The sequence below is a fragment of the Staphylococcus arlettae genome (genome assembly GCF_002902345.1).
Taxonomy (GTDB): domain Bacteria; phylum Bacillota; class Bacilli; order Staphylococcales; family Staphylococcaceae; genus Staphylococcus; species Staphylococcus arlettae.
The window spans coordinates 1-22,069 of the sequence record NZ_PPQB01000029.1 but is presented as its reverse complement, the minus strand read 5'-3'; the positions used below and the strand labels follow the sequence as shown (position 1 = coordinate 22,069).

The window sequence follows — 22,069 nt, the reverse complement described above, 5'->3', positions numbered from 1 at the left end:
ACCCGCGATCTCCTGCGTGACAGGCAGGCGTGTTAACCGCTACACTACGAGACCATTATGTAATTGCGGGAGGCGGATTTGAACCACCGACCTTCGGGTTATGAGCCCGACGAGCTACCGAACTGCTCCATCCCGCGGTAATAATATTAATTGGCTTTTATTGGCTTACTTATCTAATATAACATTTCTTTAACTTTGTGTCAACAATTAATTAATTGTTTTTAACATTTAATTAACATGAATTTAAAATTTATATGTCAAAATTAAAAGTTATATGTGGTTTTCTTAAGTACTTAATTAGTATATTAAGTTTTGCTTATATAGTCAATAACCTTTCAAAAGAAATTGGTGTAAAAAAGGATTATAACGATAATTTTCTATTTTTAGTGTGTAATTTATGTAATAATTTTGTTATTTATTATAACTTTGTAAAATACGTGCATGTAGCTTTATAATTTTAAGTTGTAAAACGCTAGAATAAGTAGCTTTTTACTCTAGCGTTAAGTTATTGAATTTTTATAAAGTTAACTACTCATCACTGCTTGCATTTTACTTTGTAACTTAATAAACGTAGAAAAGCCATCTTCTTCTGTAAAGTGGCCACCACTTTCAGTAACTTTACATGTCCCATCTAACGTTTCAATAAGACGCTGAGTTTCTTTATACGAGACTTGTTGATCGTTTTTTGCACATAAACCATAGAACTCACCTACTTTACTTTTAATAATGTCATAATTTAAAGTAAAATCTTGGGTATTCAAATCTTCTGATATAGCTTGTGCATCATCTTTAAAACCAGCTATGGAGAATAACCCTTCCACTACTGGCATGTCAGCTAATTCAATATATTTTAATGCTGCTAACGTTCCAAAACCATGTGTCACAAAATATGTATCTTCTTTCTTAACTGATATTTGTCGTTTCATCTCTTCTATCCACTGTGCTAAATTGTCATTACTTTCTATAGCAATATTAAATAATGTAACGTCGTATCCTTCTAATATCAAATTGTTTTCTAACCATTCATACCAATGATTACTTGAATCACCATGTTTAGAATGTACTATTATTATATCCGTCATGATTTTACCTCCTAATCTAAAATTGAAACCGATTATACATACAATATAAATATATTAATATTATACTTATTATTCAAGTTTAGCTACTTCTATAAATATAAAACTGGAACATTAATAATGTTCCAGTTAAAATCAGCTCGTTAAATATTCTCTTAAAAATCTTCATTTCACCTTTAAATTGTTCAGTTAAGGTTTTAAAAATGATTTATAGTTCTGATAAAATGTCATCTACTGCTTTTTGGGCTTGCATTACACAATCTGGAAGACCGACAGCTTCAAAAGGTGCACCCGTGATAGCTAGTTTTGGATACGTAGCACGTATATGTTCTTGTATGGTCTTAATTTGTCCGATATGACCGACATGATATTGTGGCATACTATGCGGTAATCTATTAACAATGCTAAACTCAGGATCACCTTTTATAGTCATCATATTACTTAAATCTTTACGCACAATATTCACTATCTCTTCGTCTGAATGTTCATTAACAACATTATCCCCTGGTTTCCCTACATAAGCACGTAATAATACTTTTCCTTGAGGTGTCGTAAATGGCCATTTTTTACTAGTCCAAGTACAAGCAGTAATATTTGTGTTACTTGTTCTAGCGATAACAAAACCAGTACCTTCATAAGTATTTTCAATATCCGCTTCATCAAAAGCGAGGACAACCGTTGCTACTGTCGTTGATTGCATCGTTTTAAAATAATCAAATCCAGGGTCATGGTCAAACCATTTCATAAATGCTTCGTGCGCTGTTGCTACAATAAGTCCATCATATTCTTGCACTTCATTATCTAGGTGTAAATGATAGCTTTGTTGAGATACTTCAATATCTTTTACTGGTGTATTGTATTTAAAGTTAACGCCTGCTTGACGTAGATGAGTTTCTAAAGCTTCTATAAATGAACTCAAACCATGTTGAAATTGTTTGAATTGGCCTTTAGGCGCACCAGGATATAATTTGTTCTGTTTTTGACGTTGTTCTTTCTCATAGCGCATGCCTTTAATTAAACTACCAAACTGGGCTTCTCGTTCTTTAAATTGAGGAAAGGTACTTAAAAGACTTAAATCATCTATATTTGTACCATAGATGCCACCCATTAACGGTTCAATTAAATTCTCTAACACTTCATTCCCTAACCTATATCTGAAAAATGCGCCTACTGAAATATCATTTTCAATTGGCATAGTCTTTTTAAATAAATCTAGTCCCGCTCGTAATTTACCTTTAGGTGAAATTAGTTTTGTTTTTAAAAATGGCTTGATATCAGTTGGAATTCCCATGATTGAGCCACCGGGAATTGGATACAGTTTATTTTTAGCATAGATATATGATTGACCGGTTTGATTTGTTATCAAATCATCTGCTAGACCAATATCTTCAGCTACTTCTGTCATAATTGTTTTACGACCTAAATAGGATTCTGGACCTAGTTCAATCGTATAACCATCCCGGCGATATGTTTGAATTTTTCCTCCCGGTCGATTAGTCGCTTCGTAAATTGTGACATTGACATCGGGTTGTTGCTTTTTTATAAAATATGCACTCGACAGTCCTGTAATGCCAGCACCAATAATTGCAATATTTTTAGCCAATTTGGATCACACTACCTTTAATAAAGATTTCTTATTTCGTCAACAATCGCATTTATAAATAATGGATCAGTATTAGGCATTTCTGGACGATAATATTTTGCTCCAACTTCATCACAAACTACCTTACATTCGTAATCATTATCGTATAACACTTCTAAATGCTCACAAACAAAACCAACTGGTGTATAAATGAAGTTTTTATATCCATGTTCTTGTGCAAGTTTTCTAGTTAAATCTTGCACATCAGGTCCTAACCATGGTGTTCCTGTGTTACCTTCTGATTGCCAACCTTCTGCAACGTGTATGATATTAGACTTTTCTTTTAATAATTCTGCTGTATCATGCAGTTCATCTGGATATGGGTCATTACTTTGTTCTATCATACCTTTTGGCAAACTATGTGCAGATACAACCAATACAGTATCATCATGTTCTTCCGGTGAAATTGTTGCTAATGTTTCATTAATTTTTTCAGTCCAATATTGAATGAATTTTGGTTGATGGTAATAATGTGAAACGTGTGTCAATGAGATTCCATAATCATCTGCTGCTAATTTAGCCCTTTTATTATATGACCCCACGGAGAAATTTGAAAAGTGTGGTGCTAACACTACAGTTATTGCTTCTGTAATACCATCTTTGTTCATGTCTTCAACTGCATCTTCAATAAATGGCTGAATATGTTTTAAACCTATATATAATTTAAATTCTACATCACTATATGCATCATTTAAGGTACTACACAGTGCTTCAGCTTGATTTTGTGTCGTACTTGCTAAAGGTGATAAGCCTCCTATAAATTCATATCTATCTTTTAAATCTTGTAGTTCTTCTTCTGATGGACGTTTACCATGTCTAATATCTGTATAATAAGCTTCTATATCGCTTTCGCTATATGGTGTACCATATGCCATAACTAATAGTCCTACTGTTTTTTTCATTGTGTTATCATCCTTTTTATCAATCATTTCTGCGCATTTTAATAATCAATGCAAATTCAAACCCTTATCGCTTAGTGTAATTGTGTACAAATGTTGTTATTTTCTCCAATGTTTGTGGTTGTACTTCTGGGAAAACGCCGTGCCCTAAATTAAATATATGTTTACCATGTGCCATACCTTGATCTAAAATTGGTTTTAATTTTCGTTCTATGACATCCCACGGAGCTAATAATAATGAAGGATCTAAATTCCCTTGTAATGTCTTGGTGATATGCAAATCTTGAGCTTGTTGAATAGAGCAACGCCAATCTAATCCTAAAACATCAATTGGTAAACTATCCCATTGTTTGATTAAATGACTTGCACCTACACCAAATAAAATTACAGGGACATCGTATTGTTGTTTAATTCCTGTAATGAGTTTATCCATGGCAGGCTTAATATAATAAGCATAATCTTCTTCATTTAATGCTCCGCCCCATGAATCAAATACTTGGATTAATTCAGCCCCTGCTTCTACTTGTGCTGAGACATAAGTAATAGACATTTCTACTAAATGATTCATCAATGCAAACCACGTTTCTTCGTCGGAATACATCATGGCTTTAGTATTGTTATAATTTTTCGAAGGACCTCCTTCGATCATATAACTTGCCAAAGTAAATGGTGCTCCAGTAAAACCTATTAATGGCACATTTAATTTCTCTTCAGTTAGTAATTTAATAGTATCTAATACATATGGTACATCGCGCTTAGGATCTATCTTCCCTAATTTTTCAACATCTTGTAGAGATTTTATTGGATTGTGAATTACAGGTCCTATACCCGACTTGATCTCTACATCAATGCCAATTGGTTGTAAAGGGGTCATAATGTCTTTGTATAGCACGGCAGCATCTGTATTATAATTATCAACAGGTAAGTGTGTTACGTATGCACATAATTCAGGTTGGTGCGTGATTTCAAATAATGAGTACTTTTCTTTTAGTTTTCTGTATTCAGGTTGAGAGCGCCCTGCTTGTCGCATAAACCACACAGGTGTATGGTCAACTGGTTCACCTTTTATCATGTGTAGTATTGTGTTATTTTTATTAAGCACCTGCGATTCCTCCTAGATTATAATCATTCTCATCTATATTATCATACTGTACTACCCTGCGTATTTTAAAGTGCATAAATGTCATAAAAATGCCATAGAGTGTACTTTATTGCTTTCTAATCATTTGACTATTGTATTCTAATGTAAATCTATTATAATATTACCAAAGCATAATTTTTTATTACATGTTTATTTAACTAAGGGGGACCAACGATATGAAAATCTATGCATCCTATGGAACATTTGGTTATTTAAATCAAATCCGATTGAATAATCCTAATCACAACTTACTACAATTTTCGACATCAGATTCTTCAGTAATTCTAGAAGAAACAGATAATGATACTGTCTTAAAAGAACCACTGATTTATGAAGTTATAAAATCTGAAGGTGATTTAAAAGAAGATTACTTTTATTCGGTCATATTCATACCTGCATCCGAAGATCATGCCTATCAATTAGAAAAAACACTCCAAGGGGTTACGGCAGATTTCAAACAGTTTGCTGGATTTAGAGCTTATCGTTTCTTGAAACCAGATCAAGGTTTAACTTATAAAATTTACTTTGGTTTTGAATCACGTAGTGCTTATGAAGACTTTAAAGCATCTTCTGTTTTTAAAAATCACTTCGATAAGCTTGCATTAAGTCAATTCTTTGGACTAAGCGGGCAACATTCTAGTTACTTCGAAAGATTTTTATATCCAATTGATGATAATTAAATAGCAATGTTAATACACTAAAATAGGAGTGAGACAGAAATCTGATTTTAATAAAAAATGATTTCATCGTTTCACTCCTGCTTGTAAGACTAGAATTGAAAGCTTGATTAACGAGCATTTTCAGTCATCTACTGGCAATATAAATTGAGGCTGGGTCATATCAATTATGACCCAGCCTTTTTGTTTAATCTCGTAATAAAGCTTCTTGATATTTAAGTTTTTTTGTCACATTTCTAATTGTGATAGCACCCACTACAAAAAAGATTAAAGCGTAATAGAAAAACAATGGTTGCACACTTGTATAAGTGATAAATAATATTACACCTACAATAGTCATTAACCGATATAAAAATTGTTCGTATCCTTTAATCACTTTAGCATCAGACACTGGCCATACTTGTGGCCACAAACCATAGGCTTGTTGCGTATAAAATTGTGCCATTTGCAAAATAATAATATACATAAATAAACTTCCGATTATTAATGATATTATCATTTGGTCAAGCCATACCATTAAGACGATTGCTATCAAAATCAACCTTAAGATAATGTTAAATGCATCTTTACCTCTAACAAAACTGCGGATAAATAAATATAAATACATATTATTTTCATTAAATCGTTTCCCCTTAGGTGTAGGTAAAAGAGGATCTAAATAACTTCTTCTTACTGCAGTTGTTTTGATATGTTTTACATCTGTAAACATATTTACAAATTTATAATAGTTCATATGATGTTGTTCTTCAGCATTAATCATTCGTTCCCACGGAAACAATTGCTTTTGGTTTAAATAACCCAGCAATACAATTAACGCTATTAATATTATTACGATAGGTAGGCCAGATAAATTTTTAACTTCTAACGTTACATAATACATAGCCGTGTATAGAATAAACAATAACGTATGTACTGACCAACCTTCTAATTTATACTTGTACCATTGCCATTTTAACAGCAAACCTAACATTGGATTTATGAGTGCAACAATAGCAAATACAATATAAAAACTAAAGGTCTGATTATTCAGCACATAAAATAGTGGAAAGAATATGAGAACAATAACAATTTGCATCCCAACTCTCAACATATAACTATAAACAAGACTTTTCTTCATATAAGTACTCATATGTTGTTCAAACGGTAATAAAAAGAGTTTATCTGCTTCTTTCAGCAATGTTCTTATTGGAAACAGTGATGTAATAGCTACAATTATACTGACAATCAACGCATAATTAATATTTTTAGGCATCGTTTGTAACCATTCACCATAACCCAAAATAAAAGCACCTAATAATATAACTAAAAAGACTGAAAAATGACCGTTAAAAATAAATTTATTATAATATTGCTTTTCTTTTGTGATTGCTTGCTTTCTTCTATTAAATAAAGCTTTTGCACTTTGACTCATGATTGTTGTCCACCTTGAGTAACATGGATATAAATTTCGTCTAGTGTTTTATCTGTCATTCCAGTTTGCGACTGTAAGCTTGCTAAATCACCTATTGCTACGATTTCACCTTTATCTAGTATAATAAAACGGTCGCAGTATTTCTCTGCAGTTGCCAAAATATGGGTACTCATTAATACTGTTCTACCCTCTTCTTTCTTTTCTACCATTAAATCTAACATTGATTGTATACCTAATGGATCTAAACCAAGAAAAGGTTCGTCAATAATATATAATTCAGGATTAACGATAAAAGCGCATATTATCATGACTTTTTGTTTCATCCCTTTAGAGAAGTGACTAGGAAATATACCTAATTCTTGTTTAAGGCGAAAAGTTTGTAGTAATGGTTCTGCACGTTCCATAGCAGTCTCTCTATCTATACCATAAGCCATTGCTGTCATATAAATATGTTCTTGTAATGTTAGTTCGTCATATATGACTGGTGATTCTGGTATATAAGACAATTTTTTTCTATAATTTTCAACATCTTCATTAATATCAACATTCGAAATAGAAAGCTTACCTTGCATTGGGTTAAGTAGTCCTAACATATGCTTAATAGTCGTACTTTTCCCTGCGCCATTCAGTCCAATCAGCCCTACTATTTCTCCTGATTTCAATTCAAAATTTATATTGTTAATTACAGGTGTTTTACCATACCCACCTGTTAGATTTTCTACTTTTACTGTCATTTCGCACCTCCATAAAATACATTGTATCAAAAAAATAATTTCAGTGATAAATATATAGTTGAAATATTACGAATCATAACAAGGAATGCTATAATAGTCCATAACAATGATACAAGGAGTGTAGTTTATATGACTGAAACAATCTTTAGTAAAATCATCGCAGGTGACATCCCAAGTTTCAAAGTTTATGAAGATGACTACGTTTATGCCTTTTTAGATATTTCTCAAGTAACTAAAGGTCATACGTTATTAGTACCTAAAAAAGTATCAGCTAATATTTTCGAAACCGATGAAGAAACAATGAAACATATCGGTGCAGCTTTGCCAAAAGTAGCAAATGCTATCAAATCAGCATTTAATCCAGATGGTTTAAATATAATTCAAAATAATGGTGAATTTGCAGACCAATCTGTATTCCATCTACATTTCCATTTACTACCAAGATATGAAAATGATACTGATGGTTTCGGTTATAAATGGGAAACGCATGAAGATATAATTGACGATGCACAAAAAGAAACTATTGCTAAACAGATCGCTGCACAATTTGAATAATAATGCTTAATTATTCTTTAAAATGGGTAATAGTGTAATATTAATTATTGAGATATTTTAGAAATGAGGAGAGTATTTATGAAAGTAGCTCAAGTATTATTAGGATTAGGTGCAGGTGTTGCTACTGGTGTTGGTGTCGTGTTAATGAATCGTGAAAATAAAACACAAAACCAATTAACTGGTAATCAAGTAAAACCAACAGGCGCTGATTCTGAATTAAGTCGTGAAGTAGATTCAATCAAACAAAATATTAACGACATTACAAACTATGTCGCTCAAATCAAATCAGAAAGTACTGAATTCGGTAGTTCAATAGGTGATGAAGTTAAAGAAATGATTGGTTCGTTTAAAGCAGATATCAACCCAAATATTGAACGTATCCAATCACATGTAGAAAATCTACAAAACCGTGGAGAAGAAATAAGTAAAACATTTGAAAAAGATAAATAATCTATAGTTAAATTAATAGTATTTAATAGAGACATTGACGTTAGTTATGCGTGTAATGTCTCTATTTTTTATAAAACTATCTTGACGATTAATTCAATACGGTAGATAATACTTAGATATATTACACTTATCATTTAAAGGAGAATTGGTGTATGTTTTTATGCTCACGTCATATTGATATTAATGCACGCTTTGGTCTGCCAAGAATTGCTTTTTTAAGCTTTGTTGCAACCATTATTTCCTATTTAGTTTGTTTTGAAATTATGCATTATTTTTCAAACACTGCCTTAACAGATAGATATTTTTTGTTATTTCTTGTTATCGTTATTTTGCTTTATCCAGTGCATAAAGCTATACATTTAATTTTTCTGTTCCCTTATTATAAATCTTTTAAAAAATATAAACTTATACGCCAAAAGCGTGTACCTTTTTATAATACTTACGTAAATACACCTATCAATAAAATATACTTTTGCATTGATTTGGTTATGCCATTTATCATCATTTCGTCAATTTGCATTTATCTTTGCATACTTTTTCCATTCATAGGTCACTATTTGATGTTTTTATTAGCACTCAATATTGGTTATTCTATTATGGATTTCCTCTATTTAAAAATCATCGTATTTTCTAATGAAGGGACGCATATCGAAGAACACCAAACAGGTATAAATATTTTAAATTGGGTTGAACGCAGACAACTAAAATCCAATCGCGTATAAACGTTAACTCGAATAAAGCTATTCATATATGACAAAAGTACCTACAATCTTGTTAAAAACATCGATTGTAGGTTTTATCATTTCACAACCATTTACAGAAAAAATTTGATAATATGCTAATAGGTCTTTTGTATAGCGTAGTTACTCTATAGGCTATAACAACTAATACTATAGTCTTATATCATTAGTTTATAATTGGTCAAATCTTGAGTTTATGTTATATTTACCTTGTTATTATTACAAAAGGAGTTTCCAACATATGAAATCATTTAAGAAAGTCTTAATACCAGTCACTGCAAGTGCCCTTTTATTAAACGCATGCGGCAATAATACTACAGATTCTAAAGAAGATACGCTAATTTCTTCAAAAGCTGGAGATGTTAAAGTAGAAGATGTTATGAATAAAATGGGTGATGAACAAATTGCTAATAGTTCATTCCAAATTCTATTGAACAAATTGCTAGCTGATAAATATAAAGATAAAGTTGATACAGAAAAAATTGACAAAGAAATTGAAAAAGAACAAAAACAATACGGTGGTAAAGATCAATTTGAAAGCATGTTAAAACAACAAAGTATGACTTTAGATGATTACAAAGAGCAAAAAAAATTACAAACTTATCAAAAACAATTATTAAATGAAAAAGTTGATATATCTGATAAAGAGATTAAAGAAGATACTAAAAAAGGTTCTCATATTTTAATTAAAGTCAAAGAAAATAAAGACGATAAAGAAGGTTTATCAGATAAAAAAGCAAAAGAAAAAGCTGAAAAAATACAAAAAGAAGTAGATAAAAACCCTGATAAATTTAGTGATATTGCTAAAGAAGAATCTAAAGACACAGCTTCTGCTAAAAAAGGTGGTAGCTTAGGTTACGTCATTAAAGGACAAATGGATGACAAGTTTGAAAAAGCCTTATTTAAACTTAAAGAAGGTGAAGTATCTGATATTGTGAAAACAGATTACGGTTATCACATCATAAAAGCAGATAAAGAATCTGATTTCGATGATGAAAAAGGTAAACTTAAATCACAAATTATACAACAAAAAGTTCAAAAAGAACCTAAACTACTAACAGATGCATACAAATCATTACTTGAAGAATATAAAGTAGACTATAAAGATAGAGATATCAAAAATGCAATTGAAGATTCAATTTTAGATCCCGAGAAAATCAAGCAACAACAGCAACAACAGCAACAACAACAAGGTGCTAGCCCTGCTATGTCATCTGGACAATAGAAATAAAAACGACACGTATGAACTTTATCATACGTGTCGTTTTTTTATTTAGTCTAACGCTGTAGGTTTATAAAATTGTCTGCCATCTAAGCCAAAGATACGTTCTGTAAACTGACCTTTTTCAGTTTTATTATATGCTTTTTCAAACATATTCATTTTCGCATCAATATTATCAATAAAGAATAAGATTTCAGCTTCTTTAATATGAGGTAACTTAGGTGAGCCAAATTCCATTTTTCCATGGTGGGCTAAAATCATATGTTTAAGCAACATGATTTCTTCACCTTCAATATTCAATTCTTTCGCTGCTTCTGATACTTCTTCACTTGCGATGGAAATGTGTCCTAATAAATTTCCTTCGACCGTGTATGTGGTAGCAACCGGTCCACTTAACTCTCTAACTTTTCCTAAATCATGTAAAATAATTGAACTATATAATAAGCTACGATTTAACAACGGATAAATATCACATATTGATTTGGCAACTTGTAACATTGTCAAAACGTGATAACTTAATCCACTGGCAAAGTTATGGTGGTGCGAACTAGCTGCTGGAAACGTAAAGAATGCATCTTGATACTTACGAATCAAATGACGTGTGATACGTTGCAAATTAGCATTTTCAATTTCTAACATATAGTGTGAAATTTCTTCTTGGATTTGGTCTGGTGTTAATGGTGCTCCACCTACAAAATCTTGCGTTTTCATATTATCTTCAGGAGTTGCTAATCTAAATTTATTAATTTTCATCTGCTTACGTCCACGGTAGTTTATAACATCACCAAGCACGTGAATAATTTTTTCAGGTTCTAATAATTTCATATCTTCTTTAGTAACTGTCCATAACTTAGCTTCTATATCTCCACTTTTATCTTGTAAATATAAAGTCATATAGTCTTTGCCTTGTGCTGTAACACCTTGTGTCGCTTTATGAATTAGGAAGAAATGATCTACTGAATCTCCTGCATTAAGTTTCTCAACATTTCTCATTATTTACCGCCTTCCTCAGGTTTATTTAAAGTGACGATTTGTTTTGTTGGTATAGATGAATCTCTCATACATGTGAAGTATAAAATCTGGTAATCATGTGGTAATGTTCTTAAATAATTTAACATCAATTCTTTACGTTTTTTATCAAAATGAACAAATGCATCATCAATAATAATTGGAAACGGATAATACGGTTTTAATGTCATAATCAAGCTCAAACGTAATGCAATGTATAGCAATTCTTTTGTTGATTGACTTAATTCAACAGGAAAATACATTTGACCATTGCTATGTTTAACCATTAAATCATTGTTAGCATAAGTTACTTGAACATAATTCCCACTTGTTAAATGATTAAAGATACTCGTTGCTTCATTAATAACTTGAGGCAATCTTTTATCTTTAATTTGTTGTATGTGACCGTCAACAAGTGCTTGCAGATAACTTAAACTTGCCCAATCTTTCGCTTCATCATTCAAGCGATTTTTCAATATATGATATTGATGTCGTAGATTTGCCAGTGTCGTATCTGTTTCCATATGTGTAATCTTAGAGTTTAAGTCACTAACTTCAGATTGTAGTTCAAGAAATTGATCATTATAGTCATCGACTTGTTTTGATAGAACTGAATCTTCTTGTGCAAGCTGTGCATACGTTTTACTACTTAATTTTGAATTATCATCATAGGAATAATTTTGATTTTCTAGATATTTAGATAAATCATTAAACCTGTTTAGTTGTTGATGATACTTTTGATAGCGTTCATGTTGTTGATAATACGATTCTTCATCTTCAACATTAACATGTTCAAACAATTGAGATACAACGTCTTGATTTTCTTGTAATCTTAATGACAATTGTTTGATTTCATTTTTTATTAATTTAATTTGATCACTATTACGTGTGAATTGCTCTAAATTACTTCTAGCCTCATTTAACCATTGTTTAACATCATGGAAAAACGCGAGTGCATTAAATTGTGTAAACTGATTTTTAGTTACTTCTTGTGCATGATTATAAAAGTTGTCAATATCGTCTTTTAAGTTATTTCTTTGTTGAATTAATTCGTTAATATGTGTATCAAACTCTTTGGCTTTATTGATAGTACTTATAATATCTATAATTAATTCGTCTGATATTTTATCAGATAAATTTAATTCTGTCTTTGCATTAGAAATATTAGTTTCAGCATTATTAAATAATTTTTGCGCATGACTATAGCTATTATTCAAATATTGCTCTTTTTTATCTAAAGCTTCTTGTGTTTTCACAGCATTATTCCATTGTTCTCTAATGCGATATTGTTCATCTAAATCAAAATCTAAATCATAATTTTGTTCCAAGTCAGCAACTTGTGATTCTAAATCTTCTATCTCTTTAGAGAAAGTTTCGCTGTGACCAACTTGTTTAGTTTTGACAAAGAACACGCCTACAATAAAGACCACTGTCAAGATTGCAAAGACGATAGCGAAAATAAGGTTCGCAGACATAAAAGCAAAAATCGTTAATCCCAAACCAATAATAGATAAAACGATAAGGCTCATTCTTAATAAATTTTGTTTACGTTCCTTTTCTTTTTGTTCGTTATCAAATGCTTCTTTCATTTTATGATAAAGATTATTTTTTTCTTTTAACTCAAATTGTTGACGGCTATGTTGTTTTTTCTTTTCAAATGTTTCTTCTGGAACGATATCTGCTTCTAAAGCATCTAGCTCGCCATCGTTTGTTTCATTATCAATTTTGTTTTCTTCTATATCTCGCTCTAATCGTTGTATATAGGCTGCTTGCTCTTGTTTCACCTTGATCTGTTCATTGACATGACTCTTCATAGCTTCCGAACTGTCTACGTCATGATAAATCTCTTGCCAGCCTATATGTGTTTGCAGACCAGCTTTTTCACGTTGTTTGTCTTGTATCTCTTTATCTAATGATTTAAGTTCAAATTCTTGTTGCTTTATTTTGTTCTCTTGCTGATACAACGCATTAATTGCTTCTATATCTTGTTTTTCAGCGACATTAATTCTATTATTTTCATTTTCTAATTGCGCTAATTTCTCTTCACGTAAGCTAATGTCTGTTTTTAAAGTGTCGATTTGACTTTTTGAAGTTTCATAACGATCAATACCTTGTTCTGGAAAATGTACTGGTTCAATATTGAGTGAACCTTCCAATGATTTCCATTCTTGTGTTTGTTCATGAAGTGCAAGCTCTTTTTGTTTTTCGTTATGCATTTTCGATAATTGTGCCAAATTTTGCTTCAAATTATTTAAACGTCGCTCTGCTTTGTCTTTATCATCTACATATCTTTGGTACGTTGTTAGTTTAGCTTCTTCGTCACGAATTTGAGCTTCTAACTGATTTAATTGTTCCAGTTGTTGATTAATTGTAGGATTCCGTCCAGATTTTTTATAAATTTCATCTTTACGTTCATGTAATTGCGCACGCATACTAGTAAATTCGGTAGAACCTAATGCGCCTGCTTGTAACAAATAATCTTGTAACTGAGTTTCATTCATATTTTTATGAATATCTTGCAGTCCTAAAACATCAAATGAAAATATGCCTTGATATGTACGTTTAGTAATATAATTTAAGTATTGTTTCAACCAGTCTTCGTCTTTAATAGCACCATTAGGTAAATATACTTTAACATCACCTGTAGCACTACCTTTAACTCGTTCAACTTGGATTTCTGAACCATCGTCCGTAATTAACGTTAACTTTCCACCGTATTGATTTCCCAATCTAGGTTCAAGCCTTGGCTCGTTTTCTTTTTTAGTTGGAAAGCCGAACAATATAGAATGGATAAAAGCTTGTATTGTAGATTTACCCGTTTCATTTTCTCCATATATTTCAGTAAAAGTATCATTGAATTCAATTTTACTTTCAATGAATTGACCGTAACCATAAATATCCAAAGATTTTATTTTCAATTTACTCACCTCCCATGTCTTCTTTTAACAAGTTTTCCGCATGTTGTATTAATGTTCTTCTATCAAACTCTGAAAAATTATCTAAATACTTCGATGCTTTGGGATTCAAGTATAAATCGTTCATCGCTCGTTCAAATAGATTATCATCATTTATTAAATCTTGAGAAAATTCATTCACGAGCGGGTGTCTACTTTCTACACTTGGTACGATATTTAAATCTTCTATAAACACAAAATTATGCTCATTTTTTTCATAATCACTAATCATCTCTTGGACTTGCAATTTGTCTTGTTGTGATATAGCCTGGTCAGAATTAACTAATACATCAAGTCGATAAATTGCCTTACCTTGTTCTCTAACACTTGCTTTAAAGCTTTGAATTTCTTCAAACAATCCTTGTTTAGTAGTTTTATCTGAAGTAATTTGAGCTTGTTCGAAACGAATGTGTTGTGTAGCTATAAATTGAGCTGTTAATTTTAAGTGATCTCCTTCTACTAATAGACACCCTTTTTCTCCTTGTTCTTTAAAGTGTCTACCTTGAATATTACCTGGATATTGAATTTGTGGCATTTCACTTAACGTTTGTCTCTCATGTATATGACCTAATGCCCAATAATGATACAGTTTTTTATTTAAATCTTCGAGTATAAATTCTGTATAACGGTCTTTAGCATTTGATTTACTATAAGTACCATGCAAGATTCCGATATGTATGCCTTTTTGACCTTGACTAGATGGGTATGCATCTATTTTATTTTCATAACTGGCATCATTTTGATAACTAAAACCATGTAAATAAATTTCTTCTCCGTTTTTAGTTATTGTTTGATATGTTTCAACATTCTCTGAAAATACAGAAACATTTTCTGGCCATTCAGTTCCAACTTTATTTGACAGTGGATCATGATTACCATGACAAATATATACAAATATTTGTTCTTTATTCAATCTCTCAAATTGTTCTTTTAGAAATACTTCAGCACGCAATGTTCTGTTTTGTTGATCAAACAAATCACCTGCAATAATTAAAAAATCTACTTCTTCAGTTAAGGCTAAATCGACAATTCTTGTAAAACTTTCATAAGCACTATTTTGCATATCTTCAAATATTGATTGACTTAAATAACTTCTAGATTTGAATGGACTATCTAAATGTAAGTCAGCACAATGAATAAATTTAACCATATCCAATAGATCTCCTTTGTACAAGGGTATTTTTAAAGATGACGTGATAATGATTCATGTAACATTGAAATGTTCCTATGGTGAGATTAACACGCACTTTTACATTTATATTTTATCACACTCTTTTCATTTCAGTCGACAAACAAAAAGCCACAACACAAATATTTGTGTTGTGGCTATAATCTATCCGATTAATCAAGTTGATTAGTCAGCATAAATTTCATCTAAAGGTTTTACAATGATTTGATTGATTTCTTGGAATACTTGGCTCATTTTTTGTTCAGCAGCCATTAATTCAGAAATGTTAGAATCATTTTCGATTTGTTGAGCTTGCTCTTGCGCTTTTTGTAGCTCTTCTTCACCGATTTCTTCACCTTGCATTTGTTTTTGTTGGAAACTTAATTGAGTTTCACGGAATTCTTCGAATAATTTTTTTGATTCTTCATTAGCTTTAACATTTTCATAAGCGTTTTGAATAGCTTGGTACTCATCACTTTCTCTTAAAGCTTGTTCTAGTTGGTTTGCATGATCGTATAAATTTACTGCCATAACTTATTCACTCCTTCTGTGTATGTGTGTCTTTTAACCACATCGATAATACAATAACATACTTTTATTTGTTATACAAAGATAGCAATTACACCTTGTAATGCGCCTATAATACCACCTAATAAAAATCCTAAAGACATAATTAATTTTAATTCTTTATTAGCAATATCGATAATTAATTTTTCTATATAATCTAACTCAAATGAATTTACCTGTTCTTCAACAAGACCACGTAAGTTTATTTTTTTCATAATTGGTGATAACTTTTGTGAAACATTATCAATGATTATATGCGTTAATTTAGTAGTGAATGTCGACTCTAAATAAGTAATAAAATTCGGCATTAATTGATTAAATGGTTTATTTACGTTTTTATCTATTTGCATATAACCAATAACTAAATCTTTAAATGCACCTTTTAAAGTCACAAATTGTTCTTCATTTACTACCTCATGTAGCGGTTTTTGTTTTAGATTGCTATATTCATCTTTAATGATTTCTTGAGCAATGCTTTTGGCTTTTGGATGACTTGTCATTCGTATTAATTCACTTTGAATACGATCTGCGATACTTTCTTTGGACATAAACATTTGTAATAAACCAATAATTTTGCCCTTTTCAGCAAAAAATGTATCTAACATTGAGGCAATGTCGTGCGTACCTTTTGCCGATCGTAAGTATGCATTTGCTCTATCAAAAAGCATTTCATGTAAATTTTCGACTTTAGCGTCTACGAGTGTTGTCATTTCAGTTGGTACTATTGATTCAATCGAATCTGTATAGTGATTGTCATAGTATGCTTGAAGTTTATCTGAAATAAAATGATCTGTTTTATCTTCAACTAATGTCGCAATTTCAATATCAAATTTCTGAGCAAATTGGTGTATTGTAGCATTGTCATGTTTTAATTTCCCAATTTGTTCTGTAATCATATCATGTATCGCTTGCTGTGATGTCGCAGTATTTAACTTTGCTTTTATTAAACTTTCTGTTAATAAGTGTTCTTCGATAACTTGTCCGATTTTTGTAGCAATTTCACCTCTACGTTTCGGAATCAGTCCCGGTGTGAATGGGACACGTTTGTTAAAGATATAATACGTTTTAAATGGATGAAATAACATTCTAACTGCAATGATATTTGTAACTCCACCTATAATTGCACCTATAATAACCATAAATAATATTATTAGCAATGCATGCATGCTGTAGCACTCCTTTAAATTGAACTTCGTCACACAAACATTATATATTGAAAAACCAGTATTTTATAATTATTGTACTTACATCATTAAATCTATATGATACTTTGAACAAATAAAAAAGACCTAATGATATAGGTCTATTCTATACAGTGATTAAATCATTAAATATCATATTATATTAATAATCCTACTATCACTTCGAATTACTTATTATACATGCATTAATTCTTCTTTTGAAATTCTACCAAAGTACGTTTCTGCTTCTCTTAATTTTGAAGTACCAAAAATTGGTTGCGTTTCTTGATTTAACACTCTGTAAATATCGCTTACTTTATTACTTTGTAATATGTAACCATTACGAGTATCTACAGTATTCCAATATATATCACTTGTAGTTGAGTGATTTGGATACGCACAATGATTTCTTGAAATAGTTTGTACCATTTCTAATGGATCACATCCGAATGTACTGTTAAGTACATCTGAATCTCTAAATAATGCACAAATCGATACACAAGTTGTCCAATTTGGTAATACTCTTTCTTTTTCTATTTGAACTAAAGTTTTCTTTGATAGTCCTATTGTTTGAGCCATAGTATCTTGTGTATACCCTGCCTCAATACGCACCATTTTGAACTTTGTTTGAATTAAATCTGTAAAACTTTGTCTATCCATTACTTTAATCTACCTTTCATAAAAGAAATATTTTATCCGGACACAAGAAATTGCAATAATACACGCTTCTTGAAACACAAATTACATCTTAATACAATTTTAACTAAAATAAAAGAGTGAAATTCATTTTTCGTAATATTTTATTATTGGCACAATTGTCAAAATAATCTAACGGTTTCCAACCATACTCGTACATTTCAGACTTGTGCAGAATCTTGTATTCGGAATCTTACATATGTAATCGCTTCTTTTTTTAACTTTTTACTCTTTTTTACTAAAATCACTACATTATATTATAACCTACTTTTAGTTACTATTCATCGTTAATTTTAAAGTTCATTAATTTTTCATATTTGGGATAATATAATTTTACAGTTGTCAGAATTTTCATTATAATCAAAGTTACTTTTAAAAATTAGGAGTGGAAAGCAATGCATGATAAATATATGTTACTCGCAACATGTAAGGATAAAGTAGGTATTACTTCTTTAATTACTAGCACCATAGCTCAATATAATTCTAATATTTTACATTTAGATCATTTTACTGAGTATGATAATAAAAATGATACTGAAGGTAATTTATACTTACGTTTTGAGTTTGAAAAGGTAGATGGTGTTAAGGCAGCATTAGAAACGGAATTAGCAAGCCACAATATTACATATGAACTATTTGATAGTTCTGTCAAAACGAAAATTGCGTTATTTGTCTCAAAAGAAGATCATGCTTTTAACGAAGTATTATTACGTGTACAACGTGAAGAAATCCCAGCCGAAATCGTTTGTGTTGTTAGTAACCATGAAAACAATCGCCATTTTGCCGAAAGTTTCAATATTCCTTTTTATTACGTACCAAGTAATGAAGAAAAACCAGTAGTTGAACAAAAAATCTTAGATATTTGTGCCAAACATGACACTGAACTTATCGTTTTAGCTAAATATATGCAAATACTATCAGATAATTTCGTTAATCATTATGAACATAAAATCATCAATATTCACCACTCGTTCTTACCTTCATTCATTGGAGCAAACCCATACAAACAAGCATGGGAACGAGGCGTCAAACTTGTAGGAGCTACGGGGCATTATGTTACGTCTGATTTAGATGAAGGACCCATCATCGATCAAGACGTTATACGTATCAACCACCGTTATAATGTCCAAGATTTGCGTAAAACAGGTCGTCATGTAGAGTCACAAGTGTTAGCTCAAGCAGTAGAATATCACGTTTTGCATAAAGTAATTGTCACAACAGGTAATAAAACTATAGTTTTTGCATAAACTTAAAGGGAGTGGGACAGAAATCTGATTTTGAAAAAATGATTTCGTTGTCCCACCCCGGCAAGGATGACTAGCGTTGAAAAAAGCTTGGTTTGAAGCGTATTTTCAATACAGTCAGCTACTGCCAATATGCAAAGAGGCTAGGACAATATTGTCCCAGCCTTTTATTATGTTTAAACTGGTTCGTTAGCCCCAGATTGATTGCGTTGTAATTTTTTCTCTTCATTTTTTGAAATAATAAGTGCACATGTTGCATCACCAGTAATGTTTACAGATGTTCTTGTCATATCTAGTAGTCTATCTATACCAAGAATAATACCTATGGCTGCAGGATTTAATCCTATTGCATTTAGTACCATGGCAAGCATGATCAAGCCTACACCTGGCACTCCTGCCGTACCAATCGATGCCACTACTGCAATGACTACGACTGTAATTAATTGCATGAGTGATAGATCAACACCTGAAATTTGTGCAATAAATATTGTAGCTACCCCTTGCATTATTGCAGTTCCATCCATGTTGATCGTTGCACCTAGCGGCTGAACAAAGGACGCAATTTCTGGTCGTACCCCCATTTTCTTCGTACATTTCATTGATACAGGTAAAGTTGCAGTTGAACTTGATGCACTAAAACCTAATGTAATGGCTGGTAAAAAGCCTTTGAAAAATTCCAATGGTTTGGATTTTCCTAAGAATTTTATAGCAGAACCATAGACGACAAAGAAATGTATAAACAATGCGAGTAAAACAATAAAGAAATACATACCTAATTGTTTAATAGCACCGAATCCTGCCCCTGTAAATGCATGAGCTACTAAACCAAATGTACCAATTGGTGCAAATAGATTCATTATCATCGTTATAATATACATCAAGACTTCATTAGTTTGTTCAAAAAACTTGTGCACTATTTGTGCTTTTGAACCTATCATGATAATACCTACACCTATAAAAATAGCAAAGGTGATAATTTGTAGCATATTTCCTTCAGACATTGCCTGAAGTGGATTTTTTGGAAATAGATTTATAAGTGTCTGATCAAACGTTTGTTCTGCAGCGTTATCACTGCCTTGACTTTGTTTATCTAATGTTTTTTGATAACTAGAAACATCTTCACTTTTTAATAAATCAGAATGACCATCACCAGGTTTAAATATTAATGCAAGCGCAATACCAATACATATTGCAATAGCAGTAGTTGATAAGAAAAATCCTAGTGTTTTTAATCCAATACCCCCTAATAATTTTGGATCTCCAACACCCACTACCCCTAGCACAATTGATACAAATACTACTGGCACAACTAACATAAATATAAGATTTAAGAAAATTTGTCCAATAACATTAAAGACATATTTATCAATGCCCTCTACAAATTGTGCTTGTGCAAACATATTACAGATTGAACCTACAGCAATACCTAAAATTAAAGCAATAACAATTTTGATACTTAAGTTTTTTGTTTTCATATCCATCCCTCCTTGTTATTATTCTTTATTATATAGAAAAACAATAATATTTAAAGGAAAAATACAATTTCATAATAAAATACCATGTCTATAGTAATAAACATGGTATTTTCCAACTCATTTAATTATAAAACTCACTTCTTTGTCTTTTAATTTTTCCGACTTAGTTTAATTTTTCAATAAATTCTTCATTATTACTTAAATTTTGACTTTCCCAATATTCTTCAGATACAGGAAGAAGGACGATGCAATAGCGTTATTTATCTAGTTATTACCTCTTTGAGTTAATAAGGCAGAAGATATAGTAAGATTAATGAACCATATAGTATGACTTGACTATATGGCCTTTAAACTTTTCATAACTATTAAGTTGAAGTTACTGGTTACAAAATGAGTCTTTTATTTCTCCTAATTTCTAAAACCATTTAATAAGTCTTTTAAAAATATTCTTGCATAACTACCATAGCTAAATATGTATAAAATAATATTAATCACTATTAATCCAATAGTAATTAATAAGGTATAAAGTGAAATATTTCTACCAATTCCAAAACCTGCCATTCCTAAATAGGCAGTTATTAATACCATTATTAAAGACAAAACATTAAACAACTTACTGTATATATCTATTATGGTTTCCACTGTTTTATCACTATATTTAGCTTTTATTAGTTTTAATGAATCTACCATAGTCTTTATTAAAATGAATGATATATATACATATACAGCTATTTCAATCAAATAAACTAGTGAAAAGTTTGATATATGTATAATCCCTATCAAAATAGTACAATAAAATGGTAAAAACAATAATGATAGAGTAAAAAATATTAACGCCTTAATATATAATTTAGGTTTCCAAATTTCTCCTTTAAACAATAAGGGTACTCCTATCAAAGAAAAACAAAACATAGTGCTAAATGTTAAAGCATTTATCTGAATCATATAAAAAAAGTCATTTTTATTAGTTAGATTAATAAGAATTAAAACGTTCAAACCAAATAGTATTAAAATACTTATAATATAAACCAAATAAGTTTTTTTAATTATATTAATGGAGCTTACCTTTAAAATATTCCTCACCTCTTTATATTTTATATATTACAATATAAAATATTTTTAACTAAATTATAATAACTAAATATAATTAATGAATTTTTCGTTATTTAAAATTATTCATTTTTATAAATAGACATTTTTTATTATTGCACTTCTATATTTTACAG

At 30.7% G+C, this 22,069-nt stretch carries 20 protein-coding genes and 1 tRNA gene; 6 read left to right on the top strand and 15 right to left on the bottom strand.

Annotated features, from left to right (window positions below; genetic code table 11):
- Positions 1–63 precede the first annotated feature (63 nt).
- The 5 genes from CD036_RS12195 to hemE all read right to left on the bottom strand — a co-directional run bounded on the left by CD036_RS12195 (position 64) and on the right by hemE (position 4,722).
- Positions 64–137 (bottom strand) — tRNA-Met (locus tag CD036_RS12195).
- A 387-nt stretch (positions 138–524) separates the two neighbouring features.
- Positions 525–1,082, bottom strand: coding sequence for an RBBP9/YdeN family alpha/beta hydrolase (locus CD036_RS12190; RefSeq protein WP_002510543.1), 558 nt, complete (start codon positions 1,080–1,082; stop codon positions 525–527).
- A 205-nt stretch (positions 1,083–1,287) separates the two neighbouring features.
- Entirely contained in the window at positions 1,288–2,682 is a 1,395-nt protein-coding gene (hemY, locus tag CD036_RS12185) for a protoporphyrinogen oxidase (RefSeq protein WP_002510544.1), read from the bottom strand.
- A 17-nt stretch (positions 2,683–2,699) separates the two neighbouring features.
- On the bottom strand, positions 2,700–3,623 hold the full coding sequence (gene hemH / locus CD036_RS12180) for a ferrochelatase (protein ID WP_002510545.1): 924 nt from the start codon (positions 3,621–3,623) through the stop codon (positions 2,700–2,702).
- 64 nt (positions 3,624–3,687) lie between these two features.
- On the bottom strand, positions 3,688–4,722 hold the full coding sequence (gene hemE, locus CD036_RS12175) for a uroporphyrinogen decarboxylase (protein ID WP_002510546.1): 1,035 nt from the start codon (positions 4,720–4,722) through the stop codon (positions 3,688–3,690).
- A gap of 215 nt (positions 4,723–4,937) precedes the next feature.
- Here hemE and CD036_RS12170 point away from each other — a divergent pair, with 215 nt between their 5' ends.
- Positions 4,938–5,441 carry an antibiotic biosynthesis monooxygenase gene (locus CD036_RS12170; protein WP_002510547.1) on the top strand — a complete coding sequence of 168 codons (504 nt, stop codon included), beginning with the start codon at positions 4,938–4,940 and terminating at the stop codon, positions 5,439–5,441.
- 184 nt (positions 5,442–5,625) lie between these two features.
- On the opposite strand, the gene ecsB is transcribed toward CD036_RS12170, so the two are convergent.
- Together ecsB and ecsA are read right to left on the bottom strand one after the other, a co-directional pair.
- Positions 5,626–6,849, bottom strand: a complete 1,224-nt coding sequence (gene ecsB, locus CD036_RS12165) for an ABC transporter permease EcsB (RefSeq protein ID WP_103388775.1) — start codon at positions 6,847–6,849, stop codon at positions 5,626–5,628.
- Positions 6,846–7,583 (bottom strand): ABC transporter ATP-binding protein EcsA, encoded by a 738-nt coding sequence (gene ecsA / locus CD036_RS12160; protein WP_002510549.1) that lies wholly within the window; start codon positions 7,581–7,583, stop codon positions 6,846–6,848. The genes ecsB and ecsA overlap by 4 nt, the downstream gene beginning before the upstream one ends.
- 129 nt (positions 7,584–7,712) lie before the next feature.
- Here ecsA and CD036_RS12155 point away from each other — a divergent pair, with 129 nt between their 5' ends.
- From CD036_RS12155 to prsA, 4 genes are all read left to right on the top strand, one after another.
- Entirely contained in the window at positions 7,713–8,138 is a 426-nt protein-coding gene (locus CD036_RS12155) for an HIT family protein (protein WP_002510550.1), read from the top strand.
- 78 nt (positions 8,139–8,216) lie between these two features.
- Entirely contained in the window at positions 8,217–8,588 is a 372-nt protein-coding gene (locus tag CD036_RS12150; protein ID WP_002510551.1) for a YtxH domain-containing protein, read from the top strand.
- A gap of 152 nt (positions 8,589–8,740) precedes the next feature.
- The gene (locus CD036_RS12145) at positions 8,741–9,310 is read left to right on the top strand and encodes a DUF3267 domain-containing protein (protein ID WP_002510552.1); all 570 of its coding nucleotides are present in this window, start codon (positions 8,741–8,743) and stop codon (positions 9,308–9,310) included.
- Positions 9,311–9,569: 259 nt separating this feature from the next.
- Entirely contained in the window at positions 9,570–10,553 is a 984-nt protein-coding gene (prsA, locus tag CD036_RS12140; RefSeq protein WP_021459062.1) for a peptidylprolyl isomerase PrsA, read from the top strand.
- Positions 10,554–10,601: 48 nt separating this feature from the next.
- Here the strand turns inward: prsA and yhaM are convergent, their stop codons facing one another.
- From yhaM to xdrA, 6 genes are all read right to left on the bottom strand, one after another.
- Positions 10,602–11,543, bottom strand: coding sequence for a 3'-5' exoribonuclease YhaM (gene yhaM, locus CD036_RS12135; protein WP_002509206.1), 942 nt, complete (start codon positions 11,541–11,543; stop codon positions 10,602–10,604).
- Complete coding sequence (locus CD036_RS12130) at positions 11,543–14,476, bottom strand: ATP-binding protein (protein ID WP_002509207.1); 2,934 nt, start codon at positions 14,474–14,476, stop codon at positions 11,543–11,545. The genes yhaM and CD036_RS12130 overlap by 1 nt, the downstream gene beginning before the upstream one ends.
- A gap of 1 nt (position 14,477) precedes the next feature.
- Positions 14,478–15,662 carry a metallophosphoesterase family protein gene (locus CD036_RS12125; RefSeq protein ID WP_103388774.1) on the bottom strand — a complete coding sequence of 395 codons (1,185 nt, stop codon included), beginning with the start codon at positions 15,660–15,662 and terminating at the stop codon, positions 14,478–14,480.
- A gap of 204 nt (positions 15,663–15,866) precedes the next feature.
- Complete coding sequence (locus tag CD036_RS12120; protein ID WP_002509209.1) at positions 15,867–16,211, bottom strand: YlbF/YmcA family competence regulator; 345 nt, start codon at positions 16,209–16,211, stop codon at positions 15,867–15,869.
- A gap of 71 nt (positions 16,212–16,282) precedes the next feature.
- The gene (locus tag CD036_RS12115) at positions 16,283–17,413 is read right to left on the bottom strand and encodes a DUF445 domain-containing protein (protein WP_002509210.1); all 1,131 of its coding nucleotides are present in this window, start codon (positions 17,411–17,413) and stop codon (positions 16,283–16,285) included.
- A gap of 210 nt (positions 17,414–17,623) precedes the next feature.
- Positions 17,624–18,088, bottom strand: a complete 465-nt coding sequence (xdrA, locus tag CD036_RS12110; protein ID WP_002509211.1) for an XRE family transcriptional regulator XdrA — start codon at positions 18,086–18,088, stop codon at positions 17,624–17,626.
- A 431-nt stretch (positions 18,089–18,519) separates the two neighbouring features.
- Here xdrA and purU point away from each other — a divergent pair, with 431 nt between their 5' ends.
- A complete protein-coding gene (purU, locus tag CD036_RS12105; RefSeq protein ID WP_103388773.1) occupies positions 18,520–19,371 on the top strand; it encodes a formyltetrahydrofolate deformylase in 852 nt (283 codons plus the stop codon).
- 173 nt (positions 19,372–19,544) lie between these two features.
- On the opposite strand, the gene CD036_RS12100 is transcribed toward purU, so the two are convergent.
- Complete coding sequence (locus CD036_RS12100) at positions 19,545–20,843, bottom strand: dicarboxylate/amino acid:cation symporter (RefSeq protein ID WP_103388772.1); 1,299 nt, start codon at positions 20,841–20,843, stop codon at positions 19,545–19,547.
- A gap of 408 nt (positions 20,844–21,251) precedes the next feature.
- On the bottom strand, positions 21,252–21,722 hold the full coding sequence (locus CD036_RS12095; protein ID WP_103388771.1) for a hypothetical protein: 471 nt from the start codon (positions 21,720–21,722) through the stop codon (positions 21,252–21,254).
- Between the last annotated feature and the right edge of the window lie 347 nt (positions 21,723–22,069).

Excerpts from the sequence above, each read along its gene's own strand:
- CD036_RS12150 (WP_002510551.1), top strand. The coding sequence starts at position 8,217 with ATGAAAGTAGCTCAAGTATTATTAGGATTAGGTGCAGGTGTTGCTACT.
- ecsA (WP_002510549.1), bottom strand. The coding sequence starts at position 7,583 with ATGACAGTAAAAGTAGAAAATCTAACAGGTGGGTATGGTAAAACACCT.
- CD036_RS12100 (WP_103388772.1), bottom strand. The coding sequence starts at position 20,843 with ATGAAAACAAAAAACTTAAGTATCAAAATTGTTATTGCTTTAATTTTA.
- CD036_RS12120 (WP_002509209.1), bottom strand. The coding sequence starts at position 16,211 with ATGGCAGTAAATTTATACGATCATGCAAACCAACTAGAACAAGCTTTA.
- CD036_RS12125 (WP_103388774.1), bottom strand. The coding sequence starts at position 15,662 with ATGGTTAAATTTATTCATTGTGCTGACTTACATTTAGATAGTCCATTC.
- hemH (WP_002510545.1), bottom strand. The coding sequence starts at position 3,623 with ATGAAAAAAACAGTAGGACTATTAGTTATGGCATATGGTACACCATAT.
- yhaM (WP_002509206.1), bottom strand. The coding sequence starts at position 11,543 with ATGAGAAATGTTGAGAAACTTAATGCAGGAGATTCAGTAGATCATTTC.
- purU (WP_103388773.1), top strand. The coding sequence starts at position 18,520 with ATGCATGATAAATATATGTTACTCGCAACATGTAAGGATAAAGTAGGT.
- prsA (WP_021459062.1), top strand. The coding sequence starts at position 9,570 with ATGAAATCATTTAAGAAAGTCTTAATACCAGTCACTGCAAGTGCCCTT.
- CD036_RS12155 (WP_002510550.1), top strand. The coding sequence starts at position 7,713 with ATGACTGAAACAATCTTTAGTAAAATCATCGCAGGTGACATCCCAAGT.
- ecsB (WP_103388775.1), bottom strand. The coding sequence starts at position 6,849 with ATGAGTCAAAGTGCAAAAGCTTTATTTAATAGAAGAAAGCAAGCAATC.
- CD036_RS12145 (WP_002510552.1), top strand. The coding sequence starts at position 8,741 with ATGTTTTTATGCTCACGTCATATTGATATTAATGCACGCTTTGGTCTG.
- xdrA (WP_002509211.1), bottom strand. The coding sequence starts at position 18,088 with ATGGATAGACAAAGTTTTACAGATTTAATTCAAACAAAGTTCAAAATG.
- CD036_RS12190 (WP_002510543.1), bottom strand. The coding sequence starts at position 1,082 with ATGACGGATATAATAATAGTACATTCTAAACATGGTGATTCAAGTAAT.
- CD036_RS12170 (WP_002510547.1), top strand. The coding sequence starts at position 4,938 with ATGAAAATCTATGCATCCTATGGAACATTTGGTTATTTAAATCAAATC.
- CD036_RS12115 (WP_002509210.1), bottom strand. The coding sequence starts at position 17,413 with ATGCATGCATTGCTAATAATATTATTTATGGTTATTATAGGTGCAATT.